The sequence below is a fragment of the Maribacter dokdonensis DSW-8 genome (genome assembly GCF_001447995.1).
In the GTDB taxonomy this organism is placed as follows: domain Bacteria; phylum Bacteroidota; class Bacteroidia; order Flavobacteriales; family Flavobacteriaceae; genus Maribacter; species Maribacter dokdonensis.
Window position 1 is genome coordinate 1,482,622 of record NZ_LDPE01000001.1, and the last position, 15,934, is coordinate 1,498,555.

Annotated in this window: 14 protein-coding genes and 2 tRNA genes; 9 read left to right on the plus strand and 7 right to left on the minus strand. The window is 37.5% G+C overall.

Annotated features, from left to right (window positions below; genetic code table 11):
• Positions 1–23: 23 nt before the first annotated feature.
• The 4 genes from rpsT to proS form a co-directional block, all read right to left on the minus strand.
• Complete coding sequence (gene rpsT / locus I600_RS06475; RefSeq protein ID WP_036152561.1) at positions 24–275, minus strand: 30S ribosomal protein S20; 252 nt, start codon at positions 273–275, stop codon at positions 24–26.
• A 47-nt stretch (positions 276–322) separates the two neighbouring features.
• A tRNA-Glu gene (locus I600_RS06480) sits at positions 323–394 on the minus strand.
• A gap of 43 nt (positions 395–437) precedes the next feature.
• Positions 438–509: transfer RNA gene (locus I600_RS06485), tRNA-Glu, on the minus strand.
• Positions 510–587: 78 nt separating this feature from the next.
• Positions 588–2,063 carry a proline--tRNA ligase gene (proS, locus tag I600_RS06490; protein ID WP_058103647.1) on the minus strand — a complete coding sequence of 492 codons (1,476 nt, stop codon included), beginning with the start codon at positions 2,061–2,063 and terminating at the stop codon, positions 588–590.
• Between the two features lie 96 nt (positions 2,064–2,159).
• Between proS and I600_RS19165 the strand changes: the two genes are divergently transcribed.
• Positions 2,160–3,479, plus strand: a complete 1,320-nt coding sequence (locus I600_RS19165) for a hypothetical protein (protein WP_157490848.1) — start codon at positions 2,160–2,162, stop codon at positions 3,477–3,479.
• Between the two features lie 32 nt (positions 3,480–3,511).
• Entirely contained in the window at positions 3,512–5,017 is a 1,506-nt protein-coding gene (locus tag I600_RS06505; protein WP_058103650.1) for an OmpP1/FadL family transporter, read from the plus strand.
• Between the two features lie 146 nt (positions 5,018–5,163).
• Here I600_RS06505 and I600_RS06510 read toward each other — a convergent pair whose 3' ends face one another.
• Entirely contained in the window at positions 5,164–6,600 is a 1,437-nt protein-coding gene (locus I600_RS06510) for a T9SS type B sorting domain-containing protein (RefSeq protein WP_058103651.1), read from the minus strand.
• 125 nt (positions 6,601–6,725) lie between these two features.
• Positions 6,726–8,528, minus strand: a complete 1,803-nt coding sequence (locus I600_RS06515) for a T9SS type B sorting domain-containing protein (RefSeq protein WP_058103652.1) — start codon at positions 8,526–8,528, stop codon at positions 6,726–6,728.
• 134 nt (positions 8,529–8,662) lie between these two features.
• On the opposite strand from I600_RS06515, the gene folE reads away from it, so the two are divergent.
• Together folE and cysS are read left to right on the plus strand one after the other, a co-directional pair.
• Positions 8,663–9,343 (plus strand): GTP cyclohydrolase I FolE, encoded by a 681-nt coding sequence (gene folE, locus I600_RS06520; RefSeq protein WP_058103653.1) that lies wholly within the window; start codon positions 8,663–8,665, stop codon positions 9,341–9,343.
• 14 nt (positions 9,344–9,357) lie between these two features.
• The gene (cysS, locus tag I600_RS06525; protein WP_058103654.1) at positions 9,358–10,836 is read left to right on the plus strand and encodes a cysteine--tRNA ligase; all 1,479 of its coding nucleotides are present in this window, start codon (positions 9,358–9,360) and stop codon (positions 10,834–10,836) included.
• On the opposite strand, the gene I600_RS06530 is transcribed toward cysS, so the two are convergent.
• A complete protein-coding gene (locus I600_RS06530) occupies positions 10,833–11,756 on the minus strand; it encodes an AraC family transcriptional regulator (protein ID WP_245188851.1) in 924 nt (307 codons plus the stop codon). The two genes, cysS and I600_RS06530, sit on opposite strands and share 4 nt — an antisense overlap.
• Positions 11,757–11,951: 195 nt before the next feature.
• Between I600_RS06530 and exaC the strand changes: the two genes are divergently transcribed.
• From exaC to I600_RS06550, 5 genes are all read left to right on the plus strand, one after another.
• Positions 11,952–13,475: an acetaldehyde dehydrogenase ExaC gene (gene exaC / locus I600_RS06535; protein WP_058103655.1), complete on the plus strand. Its 1,524-nt coding sequence runs from the start codon at positions 11,952–11,954 to the stop codon at positions 13,473–13,475.
• 12 nt (positions 13,476–13,487) lie between these two features.
• Complete coding sequence (locus I600_RS06540; protein ID WP_058103656.1) at positions 13,488–13,862, plus strand: DUF779 domain-containing protein; 375 nt, start codon at positions 13,488–13,490, stop codon at positions 13,860–13,862.
• 110 nt (positions 13,863–13,972) lie between these two features.
• The gene (yidD, locus tag I600_RS18930) at positions 13,973–14,200 is read left to right on the plus strand and encodes a membrane protein insertion efficiency factor YidD (protein WP_082642944.1); all 228 of its coding nucleotides are present in this window, start codon (positions 13,973–13,975) and stop codon (positions 14,198–14,200) included.
• Positions 14,201–14,453: 253 nt separating this feature from the next.
• Positions 14,454–15,416: a prolipoprotein diacylglyceryl transferase gene (gene lgt / locus I600_RS06545; protein WP_058103657.1), complete on the plus strand. Its 963-nt coding sequence runs from the start codon at positions 14,454–14,456 to the stop codon at positions 15,414–15,416.
• Entirely contained in the window at positions 15,416–15,910 is a 495-nt protein-coding gene (locus I600_RS06550; protein ID WP_058103658.1) for a DUF192 domain-containing protein, read from the plus strand. Before lgt ends, I600_RS06550 begins: the two co-directional genes overlap by 1 nt.
• Positions 15,911–15,934 lie beyond the last annotated feature (24 nt).

A 15,934-nucleotide genomic window follows, 5' to 3' on the forward strand; every position in this document is an offset into this window, starting at 1 on the left:
TTTTAATTTCTTAAGGCAATATCTTACAAAGCGGCAACGTGCTTTGCCAACTTACTTTTTAAGTTAGCAGCTTTGTTATCATGAATAATGTTACGCTTAGCTAAACGATCGATCATACTAACAACACTTGGAAAAAGAGCCTCTGCATCTTTCTTAGATTCTTCTGCACGCAATCTCTTTATAGCATTACGTGTAGTTTTATGCTGATATCTGTTACGTAAACGAACTGCTTCGTTTCTTCTAATTCTCTTTAATGCCGACTTGTGATTTGCCATTTTATTCTCTGTTATAATTTCTTCGGATTTTCATCCATTTAATTTTGTAGTCCGTAGGGGAATCGAACCCCTGTTACCAGGATGAAAACCTGGCGTCCTAACCCCTAGACGAACGGACCATTATGTCACTGCTTTGGAAAATTATCCAAAAATTTAATTTTGTAGTCCGTAGGGGAATCGAACCCCTGTTACCAGGATGAAAACCTGGCGTCCTAACCCCTAGACGAACGGACCATACTTTGCGCAATTGCGGATGCAAAAATACAAATATTTTTCACTATCGCAACACCTGAATATAATTTTTTAAAAAAATTAATATGCTTTTGCAAATAACACCCTTTTTTGAGACGGTTTACCACTAACCATACACACACCTTCTTCACTCTTTGCATCAATAGGAATGCAACGTATAGTGGCTTTTGTCTCCTCCTTCACTAGTTCTTCCGTTTCTTTACTTCCATCCCAATGAGCAGAAATAAATCCTCCTTTTTCTTCTAAAACTTTTTTGAATTCATCATAAGAATTCACTTCGGTTATATGATTATTTCTGTAATCAAGTGCTTTCTGGTACATATTCTTTTGAATATCGTCCATTAAGAACTCGATTTTTTCAACTACATCTGCAGCATTTACCGTTTCTTTTTCCAAGGTATCTCTTCTTGCCACTTCATAAGTACCATTTTCCATATCTCTTGGTCCAATAGCCAAACGTACAGGCACCCCCCTTAATTCATATTCATTGAACTTAAACCCTGGTTTGTGCGTATCTCTATTATCAAATTTCACTGAAATACCTTTACTCCTTAGTTCTTTCACTAACGGATTAACAGTTTCCGAAATTTGGTCCAATTGATCAATTCCTTTATAAATAGGTACAATAACAACTTGTATAGGTGCTAATTTTGGAGGAATAACTAAACCATTATCATCACTATGAGTCATTACCAAAGCACCCATTAACCTTGTAGATACCCCCCATGAAGTAGCCCATACATGCTCTTTACCGCCTTCCTTGGTCGCAAATTTAACATCAAAAGCCTTAGCGAAATTCTGGCCCAAAAAGTGAGATGTACCTGCCTGTAAGGCTTTACCATCTTGCATTAAAGCCTCTATACAATATGTCTCAATTGCCCCTGCAAATCTTTCACTTTCGGTCTTAGTTCCTTTAATTACAGGCACCGCCATATGATTTTCAACAAAATCAGCATACACGTTCATCATTTGCTCTGCCTCTTCTATGGCTTCTTTTTCCGTAGCATGGGCCGTATGACCTTCTTGCCATAAAAATTCTGCCGTTCTCAAGAACAATCTTGTACGCATCTCCCAACGAACCACATTTGCCCATTGGTTAATTAATAATGGTAAATCTCTGTAGGACTGTATCCATTTTCTATAAGTATCCCATATAATAGTTTCAGAAGTAGGTCTAACAATAAGCTCCTCCTCTAGTTTAGCTTCTGGATCTACGATTATACCGCTTCCGTCTTCGGCATTCTTTAACCTATAATGTGTTACAACTGCACATTCTTTTGCAAAACCTTCTACGTGACTTGCTTCTTTACTTAAATATGATTTTGGAATAAACAATGGAAAATAGGCGTTCTCATGTCCGGTCTCCTTGAACATTTTATCCAAACCAGCTTGCATCTTCTCCCAAATACCAAAACCATATGGTTTTATGACCATACAACCTCTAACACCGGAGTTTTCGGCTAGATCGGCCTTAACTACCAATTCATTATACCACTTGGAATAATCCTCGCTTCTCTTTGTCAAATTTTTACTCATTATCTAGACTTTGGCACAAATTTTGTGATTCTTTGTATGTAATAATTGGGTAAAACTAGTTATTTTTAATATGTTCAACAATATAATTTTGATCCGATGATATATTCCTTACCCCACAACAAACTTCGCAACATTACAATGTTGGTAACCCTGGCAGTTTTTGCTGCTTCTTGCGGTACCTACCAACAATCTTCATATTATGACAATGACGGCATTTATTCAGACGACGTTGTAAGAACGGTAGAAAGAAGACCTGAACAAAGAAACTACAATCAAAATACTTCAGAAAACGATACCTATTCATCTTATTTTGGTGAAAAGGCGGATCAATATGATCAAATTTTGGATAGCGAGATCTTTACCGATGTCGATTCTTATTCAAGTAATAATTTAGACGAAGAAATTACTGAAGGTCAACTGATTGATTATTATGCCAATTCTAACGACTATGAAGGTTATGGTAGCTGGGGCAGCAACAATTCCGATGTAAGCATCTATATTCACAATAATGGATGGAACAATTGGGGCTACGGAGGATTCTACGGATGGAACGACCCATATTGGGGCTGGAACAACTGGGGTTGGAACAATTGGGGCTATGGAGGTTACTACGGTTATGGATGGAATAGACCATGGGGATGGAATAGATGGAACAATTGGGGTTATGGCGGATTCGGATTTGGCTACGCAGGTATTGGTTTCGGCTGGAACCGTCCTTTCTACGGTTATGGATACGGTTATGGTTATGGCAACGGGTATTACAATCGAAATCGTGGATTTTCCAATAGAAGCTATGCAGTTAACAACTCAAGAAGAGGCAATTACAATAGAAACACAACAAATAATAGCGGATTATCTTCTACAGCGGCTAGAGGTCGTTCTAATGTAAACACCAGAGGTAACTCACCTAGGTATAGAAGCACCACTTCCAGAGCGACAACTTCTAGAAGCTCTGCAAACACTCGTAGTTCAAGAACGTATTCTGGCAACTCTTCTACAAGAAGAACTGTTGGTGTGGACCAAAACAGAGCATACAGAACAAGCAGAAGCACTAGAGCAACACCAAGATATAGCAGTTCCTCTAGAAACTACAGCAGCAGATACAGTAGCAGCCCAAGAACATACAGTTCTAGCTCATCTAGATCAAGCAGTAGGGTTAGCGTTCCCAGAACGTCTACCTATAGAAACTCCGGTAGTAGTTCAAGAAGTTATTCTTCGGGCAGAAGCTCAGGAAGTTCTAGCAGATCTTATCGTAGTTCCGGCAGCAGTTCTAGAAGCAGTAGTTACAGTTCTGGAAGAAGCAGTACTAGTGGCAGCTCTTACAGAAGCTCTGGAAGCAGCTCTAGGAGTTCAAGCAGTGGATCCTCTTCTAGATCATCTGGTTCTTCAAGAAGCAGCAGCAGTAGAAGAAACTAAAATCTAACATTTATCAACACTTAAATATTGCTATGAAAAGATATTTGACTTTCGTAATACTAATGGCATGTGCCATTGGTAGCGCTCAAAATATAAACGAAGCCTTACGTTACGGTACAGAAAACCTACAAGGTACCGCTCGCTTTCAAGCTATGGGCGGTGCATTTGGGGCTTTAGGTGGCGACCTATCCTCCTTAAACATAAACCCTGCCGGTTCAGCGGTATTCAACAATAGCCTTTTCACCATCTCGGGGTCCAATTACAATACCAATAATGAAGCACGGTATTTTGGTGACACCAACATAACAAAAGACAATACTATTGAATTAAATCAAATTGGTGGCGCCTTTGTTTTCAGGAATACCGACTCCAATTCCGATTGGCAGAAATTTACCTTGGCTTTCAATTATGATTTGGTGAACAATTTTGATAATGAATACTATGTTTCAGGAAGTAGCACACAAGGTATAGACACGTATTTCTCCGAATATGCCCAAGGCACACCTTTTGGCTCCATTCTTGTACAAGATGGTGAATTTTTAGAGGAAGCTTATTTAGACATTGGTTCAGCACAAGGCTTTAGGGATCAACAAGCATTTTTAGGATATTATGGCGGTATTCTTGACCCAGAAACTGAAGATGACGCAAATACTAATTATGTAAGCAACACGCTTTATGATTTTGTGGAGCAAGATTTCATAAGAAGAACAACCGGGTACAATAGCAAGTTTACCATCAATGTAGCTTCACAGTACAAAGAAAACATATTTCTAGGTGCTTCATTAAACTTCCACAGTGTACTCTATACGCAGTTTGATCAATTTACCGAGAGTGGTTACGAGCCTAATTCTGAAATAACCAGAACTACTTTTGATAATTATTTAGAAACGGAGGGTAATGGTTTTTCTTTCAGTCTAGGTGCTATTGCGAAATTAAACGATAATGTACGTCTGGGCGGTAGCTACCAATCACCAACCTGGTATCGTTTAGAGGATAATACTTCTCAACGCATTAATTCCGATCTTGCGGATGCCGATATTAATTTTATCAATTTTAATATTATTAATCTTTTTGAAAGCTATACAGTTAAAACACCAAGTAAACTTACCGGTAGTTTAGCCGTAATATTTGCAAAAGATGGGCTTTTGAGTTTTGATTATGGTTACCAAGATTTCTCACAATCCGAACTCCGCCCTACCAACGACCCAAGTTTTCAGACGGTAAATTCACAAATTGCGAGTGAGTTAGGCGCTGTTTCAACCTTTAGACTTGGTGGTGAATATAGAATTCAACAAGTAAGTTTAAGGGCAGGTTATCGCTTTGAACAAAGTCCATATTCAAATGGCAATACTATAGGTGATTTAAACGCTATTTCTGGTGGTATAGGCTATAACTTCGGCGGCAGTAAGCTAGACTTTTCTCTAAGCCGTTCTCAACAAGACGTTAGCGAAAGACTTTTCAATGCAGGTATTACAACACCTGCTATGATAGATAGAGGTATTACCAATGCAACCTTAAGTTATACAATAAACTTTTAAAGGAAATGGAATTCAATAAAAAAGGGGAGCAAATTGCTCCCCTTTTTTATTTTATTGGCACCGCCTAAGGGCATAATACCCCAAGGCTTGCCTAGAATTTAAAAGTTTGTTTCCTTTAAATGCCTCATGAACCTGTCCTGAGGGTTTTACCTTTTTAGTGAAAAATGAGTTTTTCGGGTTTTGGCAACTAATAAGGCATCTTCTTGTTCACCATATTCAAAGCGAAACCAATAATCTGTAGATGGCATTTGCTGTCCATTGTAATTTCCGTCCCAAGCATCTGTTGAACCCAATTGCTTTAGAAGCTTACCATACCTATCAAAAATAAACACAACAGGGTCACTTAACGTCTCTATTCCCTCTACATTCCAGTCATCATTAATACCATCCCCATTAGGGGTGAAAAACTTTGGATACCCGACGACCAAAAATTCTAAGGGATCAGTAATACCGCAACCATTTTTATCATTAATAATAACCGTGTTAACACCAGGTGGAACATTCATAAAAACAGGACTATCTTGAAATACGCCGTCATTGATCGCATATTCATAGTCCCCATCACCCTCAACAAAAAATTCGATATTATTTTGATCTGGATCAATGGAGAGATTGGTATCCAATGTTTCTACTCTTTCCAAAATAGGTGTGCCATAGAACGTAACCAACACCCCACTATCATCGCTTACCGTTGGCGGAGAGCCCGATGCCGTTGTAATACTTGCAAAATAACGTCCTGTATTTGGGCTAACAATAACCAATTCCGCTCCAAAATCTCCTGAACCCGTTAATGTATCATCAATAATACCGTCGTCTTCATAATCTACCGTCCATTCAACGCTGGCGATATCCGCACCTGCTGGTGAATTCAACGCACTAATGGTGATAGGGTCATCACCTTCGCAAGCAACAATATCCAATCCTAAAAATTCATCCCTTAAGGTACAATCTAAGGCAGTATCTTGATCAGCACTAACAGAGCTACCTGTAAAAGTTAACATAAATGGCTCTGGGTCACCTGTAAAATTGTCTGCAAAATTATTGATCAAGATATAATAAATCTCACCTGGCAACACATCTAAATACTCATCATATGTATTTTGATTACCTGTTAACGATGCCTGACCTTCTTGACCACTATCGGGATTTACACCAAGACCGGTAAAGTTTGTATCGTTCACTTCGTAATTACAACGAATTGGCTGTGCCGTTCCATTGCTAATAGCTGCACAATCCACATCTGGTCCATAAACTGCAAAATCCCATTCTGCCGTAGGTGTAGAACCAGTTGAAGGCAACGCCTCAATATCAAAACCAACCTGACCGCCGGTACCTGCCCTAAAAACAAACCAAGATGTATTGAATTCAATATTGGCCGAAGTTAGACTTCCTTTCTCTAGACATCCTGTTTCTCTTATAACTTCCGGATCAAAATCATCTACATCACCAGAACCACCGGCTATGCCCATAATAGGTTGATCGGCACAAACAGGTATAGCCGTTCTACAATCGGCTGAATTTTGTGCGTTTACTTTGTAACAGAAAAGAAACAAACAACAAATAGAACAAATGAGTACTCTCATAAAAAGTGTAACTATTTAGTATACGTGATGTATATTATAACTACACATGACCTGCTTTAGTATCTTACAGCGAAGATTCTGGCATTTAATCGATAAAATACACTACTCACTGCCAATTATTACCTTTAACGCTTTAAAGTGAAGTGGTTATTAATATATGATGCGTTGGTATTCTCCCCTAAAGAATTGGTGTAAGAAAGTTTAAACCAGTAATCGGATTCCGGCAATAACTGCCCATTGAAAGAACCATTCCAACCACTGGAATCTTCGAATATCTGATATAACAATTTACCATAACGGTCGTAAATAGTGATCATCGGATCTTCTAATGCAGATAGACCATCTACTTTCCAAACATCGTTAACATTATCACCGTTTGGAGTAAAAAACTTAGGAAAGCCTACTACTACAATATCTCTGGTATCAGAACCACAGCCATTGGGGTCACGTACCGTTATTGTATGTTCTCCTGGAAATAAATTATTGAATACACTACTATTTTGCGGTGCTTGATCATCTACCTGATATTCAAAATCACCATTCTCTTCCAAATAAACATTTACCATGTTTGATGCATCATCCTCATATTCAATGGTAATATCGGATATAACGGGCGGACTAGAGAAAACAACGGTAACCGATCTTACGGTAATACATTGTATCAACCCTTGCGTATTGGTCACCGATAAGGTATAAACACCTGGTTCTGCCACTGTAATTAAAGAACTTGTTTGACCTGAACTCCACTCATACGTAAAACTAGCATCAGGTATACGTTGACCAATGGTGACTACCGGCTCATCTCCGCAGATATAAACCTCAGTATCAAAATCTAAAATGGGCAATTCTATTCCTTCAACCTCAAAAGACTCAGAAGCATCAAAACACATGGAATTTTCAATAGAAGTTGTTCTAACATATATAGTTTGGTAAACTTGTGTAGGCACAAACTCTTTAGAAAGCGCATTGGCACCATCAAAAGCGTCTTCAAAACTTTCATGGTAAGATACACGAAAATCTAGGGGACTTTGCCCGCCCAATGCTTCAGCATCTTTTTCGTTAAAATCAATGACCGTACCATCTAAACATGCCGTTTCATCTTCTAGTTCATGAGTTTCTGGAGAAGGGGCATATGCCACCTGTGTTTCACTTATTAAATTATTCCCTAAAGGTCTCACAACCAAAACGCGGTACATTCCAGAAACCGCCACTGATAATTCTGGATCACTCTCACCAGGTATACGTTGATAGCCTGTACCTGCATCTAAATACCATTCATAGGTTATAGCATCGGTCGTTGTAGCATCTAATACTACCGTTTCATTATCACATGCTATAATAGGCGGACCTAGCAAATTGTCTATAATATCACAGTCCAGGGCTGAATTAGGAAACTCAACAAAAATAGTCCCTGAAAACTGAATGGAAAATCCGGAATTATTATTACTAAAGTTATTGATCATTAAAAGGTATTCTTCACCCGGCTCAACTAATAACCAATCATCATACTGTATATTTTCTATGCCTGTAGGGTCTTCGCCCACCCCTATATAACTGCTATCATCAGAATTATCAAAATAGTTACATCTCACCGGATCTCCCAGTGCATTACAATCGTTAGTTCTGTATAGTGCGAAATCCCAATCTTCGTTTGAATCGAACCCAATATTAAACCCCAATTGCCCTACTTCTCCAATTTTGAAGGTATACCAAGCGGAGTTCGTTTCGATCGTACCACTACCTTGAGTAATACAACCAGAAATTGACGCACCATTATAATCATCAATTCCATAACCATTTGTACCTCCATTGACCGGAGTATTATAACAAATAGGAACCGCATTGGCGCAATCTGCCGACACTTGCGCGAAGCAAGTGAATATGCCAAAAAAACAAATTAATAAAATGGATATACCATACTTGGTCATAGGGGCCTCTTGATTTGGAAAAATAAAATTAACGAGACCTTAACGTTATGGCTAATTTATGTTGTGTAATGCCCGCATTTGGTTATAAAGTGTCACATATTGTATATCTTTGCAGCTTGTAAAAGAAAGATAAAATGAAAATTGAGGATACACTGGAAAATCAATTTGACGAAATAGGAAACGATCATATTTCTACGTCAGAAGATACTCCTTTACGTTCAGACGCTTTTGATTTGGACGATGCCGAAAAAATTGAACGTATTCGCAATAACGTACGTGAAATCATGCATACTTTGGGTTTAGATTTAAACGATGACAGTTTAAAAGGTACGCCTAATAGAGTTGCAAAAATGTATGTCAATGAAATTTTTGGTGGTTTAAACCCTAGTAGAAGACCAAAGGCATCTACTTTTGACAACAAGTATAAGTACGGTGAAATGTTGGTGGAAAAGAATATTACTTTGTACTCCACTTGTGAGCATCATTTATTACCTATTGTTGGTCGTGCTCACGTAGCCTATATTTCTAACGGTACCGTAGTTGGGCTTTCAAAAATGAATCGTATCGTTGATTACTATGCCAAGAGACCTCAAGTTCAAGAACGTTTAAATATTCAAATCGTAAGAGAATTACAAAAAGCGTTAGGTACTGAAGACGTTGCATGTGTAATTGATGCCAAGCACCTTTGTGTAAACTCAAGAGGCATACGTGACATAGACAGTAGCACGGTAACGGCTGAATATGGTGGAAAATTCAAGGAAGAATTGGTACGCCGCGAGTTTTTGAACTACCTTAATTTAGACACCCATTTTTAATAGCATACAGCTTTATGCAATTGTACGAAAGTCAAGAAATCAAAGTATACAATTCCCTTACCGGAAAAAAAGAAGTTTTTAAACCCATAAACACAGGCCATATTGGCATGTATGTTTGTGGACCTACGGTGTATAGCAATGTACACTTAGGAAACTGTAGAACTTTTATGTCCTTTGACATGATTTTCAGATACTTTAAACATCTTGGCTATAAAGTACGTTATGTGCGCAATATTACCGATGCAGGTCATTTGGTAGATGACGCTGAAGACGGTGAAGACAAAATTGCAAAAAAGGCACGGTTAGAAAAATTGGAGCCCATGGAAGTTGTACAGCGCTATACTGTAGATTTTCATAATATATTGGAAAAATTCAATTTTTTACCACCAAGTATTGAGCCTACCGCTACAGGACATATCATAGAACAAATTGAAATCATTAAGGATATTCTTGAAAAGGGATTTGCCTATGAAACCAATGGTTCTGTATATTTTGATGTTGCAAAATTTAATCAAGAACATGAGTATGGTAAATTAAGCGGGCGCAAGCTTGAAGATATGATTGCCAATACACGTGATCTTGCTGCCCAAGATGACAAACACAACCCTCAAGATTTTGCTTTGTGGAAAAAAGCGGAGCCACAGCATATTATGAGATGGCCATCACCTTGGGGAGATGGTTTCCCAGGCTGGCATTTAGAATGTACAGCCATGAGCACCAAATACTTAGGCGAAACATTTGACATTCACGGGGGCGGTATGGATTTGAAATTCCCACACCATGAATGCGAAATTGCCCAAGCTGAAGCATGCAATGGCCAAAGTCCGGTCAATTATTGGTTACATGCAAATATGTTGACCTTGAACGGTAGAAAAATGGCAAAATCTACAGGAAACAGCATTCTCCCCGGTGAAATTTTTTCTGGCGAAAATGATATTTTAAGCAAGCCCTTTTCCCCGTCCATGGTAAGGTTTTTTATGATGCAAGCGCATTATACCAGTATTTTAGATATGAGCAATGATGCGTTGTTAGCTTCTGAAAAAGGATTCAATAAACTTATGGAGGCTTTTAACTCGTTGAAATCTTTACAAACGGGCAAAACTACCGAATTTGATGTTAAAGGTTGGAAAACATCTTGCTATGCCGCCATGAACGATGATTTTAACACGCCTATTTTAATAGCAAAGCTTTTTGATGCCGTTAAGCATATTAATTTAATCAAAGAAGGCACTGAATCTATAACCGAAACAGATAAACAAGAATTAGAACAAACCTTACAAAATTTTGTTTTTGATGTTTTAGGCCTGGAGAACAAAAACAGTTCTGACGCAGATACTGAAAAACTGGGAGGTGTTGTAGAATTGTTGATCGAGTTACGCAAAGCGGCAAGGGAAAATAAAGACTTTGCTACTTCAGATAAAATACGAGATCAATTGGATGCATTAGGTATTCAACTAAAAGACGGTAAAGAAGGTACAACGTATAGCCTTTAATCTAAATATTTTGATTTTTGAAGTTTAGACTGGTATTCACCTGGTGCTAAATGCTGTCTTGTTTTAAAAACCCTATTGAAATAAGATCTACTTTCAAATCCGCAGTCAAGATATACGTCTTTTATGCTTCTTTTAGGATCTTGCAACAGACCTACCGCTAATTTTATACGCTCGTTATTGATAAACTCCACAGGAGATATCCCTAACTCTTGCTTAAAAGTCCTATAAAAGTGAGAGGGACTCATACAAGCCATCTTACTAAGGTCATCTACATTTAAAGATTTATGAACGTTATTTCTAATATAACGTATAACCTCGGTCAACCTACTTTCTTTTTTAATGGATAATGTGGTGTTACTATAAATTTTACGTTCATTGGTCTGTAAAATACGAATGATCAACTCTCTCAACATATTATCCACAAAAATATCTTTTGATGGGTGGTCTTCTGAAAACAAAAACAACAATCTCTGAATGATTTGGTATATACCCCTATCATTTACAAAATGAAAATTATAGTCCATTAATCCCCATGCCTCTTTGGTACTTTTTGGCATATTCTCATTCATGAACTGTAATACCTTATTTATCTTATCTTCTGAAATAGCCATTGCCAAACATCTTGTAGGATTTTTTGCCATAGCTTCAGGAAAATCAATACACATACTTTCGTTTGCAGGTAGAACCAAAGATTCTCCAGGTAAAAAATCAAATGCCTCATAATCTCGTAAATGCATAATCTTTTTCCCTTGGATCATACTGGCCAAAACTGGCTGTTCAAATTTTAAAAGAACACTAGCTGCTTGTTCATGGGTTTCAAAAACATGCATGGCGGCATTGTTCATTGTGTAAGATGTCTGATTCTCCACCATGGTCTCTAAACGCCTTCCTTCTAGGAAATTATCTGATAACTTAATCACAACTATTTTGATTTTATTTTAAGGAATTTACAAAAATATATACTTAAAAAAATCATAAAGTTAATAATTGATAGGATTGTTCATATTATTCGTAGAATGCGTCAGACAAAAGATATAAGTGTAAGGTACATTTAGAATATCGTATTGACTAGCTCCCAATACATACATTTCTAATATTAACTTAAATCATAAACTATGAGCACAACAGCAACTGTAGAAAAAGACGTACTTCAAAAACCCAAATTTAAAAATCAATATGAAAATTATATTGGTGGCAAATGGGTAGCCCCAAGTAAAGGAGAATACTTTGAAAATATTTCTCCGGTAGACGGTAAATCGTTTACAAAAATTCCGAGATCAACATCTGAAGATATTGAAAAGGCAATTGATGCCGCATGGGAAGCTGCACCTTCATGGAATTCATCTTCTGCGACCGAAAGAAGCAATATGCTATTAAGGATTGCCGATAAAATAGAACAAAACCTTGAGGTGTTGGCTAGAGCCGAAACTTGGGACAACGGTAAAGCCATTAGAGAAACACGCGCAGCAGATTTACCTTTGGCTGTAGACCATTTTAGATATTTTGCAGGTGTCATTAGAGCAGAAGAAGGCTCGGTCAGTGAATTGGATGCTAACACTGTGGCATTGAACGTTACTGAACCATTAGGCGTCGTTGGTCAAATTATACCTTGGAACTTCCCTCTACTAATGGCAACATGGAAACTGGCTCCGGCTTTAGCTGCAGGTAACTGTGTAGTATTAAAACCAGCAGAGCAAACACCCGTGGGAATCTTAATATTAATGGAAATTATTGAAGGAATATTACCTGACGGAGTACTTAATATCGTAAACGGATTTGGTGCTGAGGCAGGTAAACCTTTGGCATCTAGCCCTAGAATAAACAAAATAGCCTTTACCGGTGAAACAACAACAGGTCAATTAATTATGCAATACGCATCAAAAAACATTACCCCTGTTACTCTTGAACTTGGTGGAAAGTCACCGAACATTTTCTTTGAGAGTATTATGGACGCCGATGATGAATTCTTTGACAAATGTTTGGAAGGTGCCAATATGTTCGCCTTAAACCAAGGCGAAGTCTGTACTTGTCCTTCTAGAATGTTGGTACAAGAAAGTATTTACGAAAAATTCATTGAACGTGTAATTGAGCGTACTAAAGCTATTAAAATGGGGCATCCTCTAGACCCCAATACCATGATGGGCGCACAAGCATCAAACGATCAATTTGAAAAAATACTTAGCTATATCAATATAGGAAAAGAAGAAGGTTGTGAAGTTCTTACAGGAGGCGCACAAGCCTATAATGAAGGTTTGGAAGGTGGATATTACGTACAACCGACTATTTTAAAAGGAAATAACAAAATGCGCGTTTTTCAGGAAGAAATTTTTGGCCCCGTACTTTGTGTAACCACTTTCAAAGATGAAGCAGAGGCTATAGAAATTGCAAATGACACCCTATATGGATTGGGAGCTGGCGTTTGGACACGTGATACCCACCAGGCATACCAGATTTCAAGAGCCATAAAAGCCGGTAGAGTTTGGGTAAATTGCTATCACCTATATCCTGCACATGCACCATTTGGTGGATACAAAAAATCAGGTATCGGTAGGGAAAACCATAAAATGATGTTGGCACACTATCGCCAAACCAAAAACATGCTTATTTCTTACGATAAGAAAAAAATGGGATTCTTTTAAAAACGAAATACGATGAAGACAAAAAGAGTTTTGGTAACTAAAAAAGCCGCAGAAGTAATTGCACAGCTAAAAGAGAAACACGGTGAACTTATGTTCCACCAAAGTGGCGGTTGCTGTGACGGTTCCTCACCCATGTGTTTTGAAAAAGGCGATTTAATGCTGGATGACAACGATGTTTGGCTTGGCACTATTGAAGGTTGCGACTTTCATATGTCAAAAGATCAGTTTGAATATTGGAAACACACCCAGCTGACTGTTGATGTTACCCCAGGTATTGGCTCTAGTTTTTCATTGGAAATCCCGTTAGGTCTTCGATTTTTAATCAAATCTAGGTTATACTCCGAAGAAGAGGCCGAACATTTAGAACCCATAAGAATAGGAGCCTAAACAAAAACCATTTTAATTTTAGAAGTCCGGATGCAAACCATCCGGGCTTCTTATTTTATATAGTTAATCCTTTTATAGTAAATTTGGGCTATTAATTTATCATCGTGAAAATTTCCTTTAAAAAAATCCTTATTGCTCCTTTCGTATTTCTAGTCCGGTTTTACCAAGTGGTAATTTCCCCTTATACCCCAGCAACATGTAGATACTCCCCTACTTGTTCTCAATACACGTTAGAAGCATTAAAAAAACATGGTCTTTTTAAAGGAGGATGGATGGCAACAAAGCGTATTTTTAGCTGCAATCCTTGGGGTGGAAAAGGCTATGACCCAGTTCCCTAAATAAGGATCAAAATCAAAAATCGAGCTCAAGCTCAAAAAACTAATAAAATTTAAAGGTTTCGTTGGTCAAAACTTTGACTTAGTCAAATCACCAAATATTGCTATTTTCCCAGCTCTATGTTCCATTCTCTATGTTCCATTTTCTCTCATTTACATACTTAACTCTCTTTTAACTCATAACAAAACCAATTTCCCAAATCTTACGGCTAGGTAGATTTCTATTTTATTATCTTAGCCATTCAAAATTCAACACATGCATTTCTTAGGAATTACTTGGAATCCGAACGAGACACTTTTCAATATTGGTTTCATTCAAATAAAGTATTACAATCTACTTTGGATAACCGCCTTCGCCTTAGGTTGGTTTCTTATGAAAAAGATTTTTCTTAACGAGAAAAAATCGGTAGAACAATTAGATTCCCTATTCATATACACCGTTCTAAGCACTATGTTAGGGGCAAGATTAGGTCATGTGTTTTTTTATGACTGGGCATATTACTCTAATCACCTTATTGAGATTTTAATACCTGTACGTGAAAGTGATACTGGCAGTCTATTTTTTGGTTTAATAGATGGTTATGAATTTACCGGCTTTACTGGTCTAGCCAGTCATGGAGCTACACTTGGTATTATAATTGGCACCTATTTGTATACAAGAAAATATCCTGAATTTAACATGTTATGGATTTTTGACAGAATGGTAATACCTGTTGCCATTGGGGCTTTTTGCGTTCGTTTAGGTAATTTTTTCAACTCTGAGATCAACGGCAAAGTGGTAGATGAAAATTTCATTTTTGCCACAAAGTTTATTCGGGATTCAGATGACTTACACCCATCAAAAGCATTGGGTATTACCCAAGAGAAAACACTAAACGCCGCTTATGCCGCTATAGAAAACAACCCACAGTTTTCTCAATATCTAGCAGAAATTCCATACCGCCATCCAGCACAATTATATGAAGGAATAGGTTATATTTTCATTTTTATTCTGTTGTATTTTCTATATTGGAAAACAGATAAAAAGAACAAAACCGGTTATTTATTCGGGCTGTTCTTCGTATTACTTTGGACAGTTCGTTTCTTCGCTGAATTCGTTAAGAAAAGTCAAGGCGGATTTGAAGAATCGTTAGGTTTACTATCTACCGGTCAATGGTTAAGTATCCCCTTTATACTAGTAGGTTTCTATTTCATGTTCAGAAAAACAAAAACTACGTAATGTTCAGTAAAATAAATAAAGGCTTGATAGTAGTGGCTACCATAGCTACTTTAGCTTTTTCATGCAAGGAAGAATCTAAAAAGACCATAGCTACAGAAACTATTGATTTTACACATGAAGGAGATTTAACTATTTTTCTAAACTCCAGTGACACCGTTAAAACCAAATTCAATATTGAATTTGCCGAGACAGATTATGAAACCCAAACCGGACTAATGTACCGAAAAGGTATGGCAATCAATGAAGGTATGTTATTCATTTTTCCTGATGAAACAATGCATTCTTTTTACATGAAGAACACAGAGTTTCCATTAGATATCATCTATATAAAAGAAAATTTGAAAATTGCCAGTTTTCAAGAAAATGCACAACCACTAAATGAAGATGGTTTATCTTCACAAGTACCCATAAAATACGTACTAGAGGTCAATGCAGGTCTATCCCAAGAATTGGGCTTATCTATTGGTGATAGCATTAGTTTTAGCAGAAAGTAATGTCTTAATCCTGCGTTTAATTAA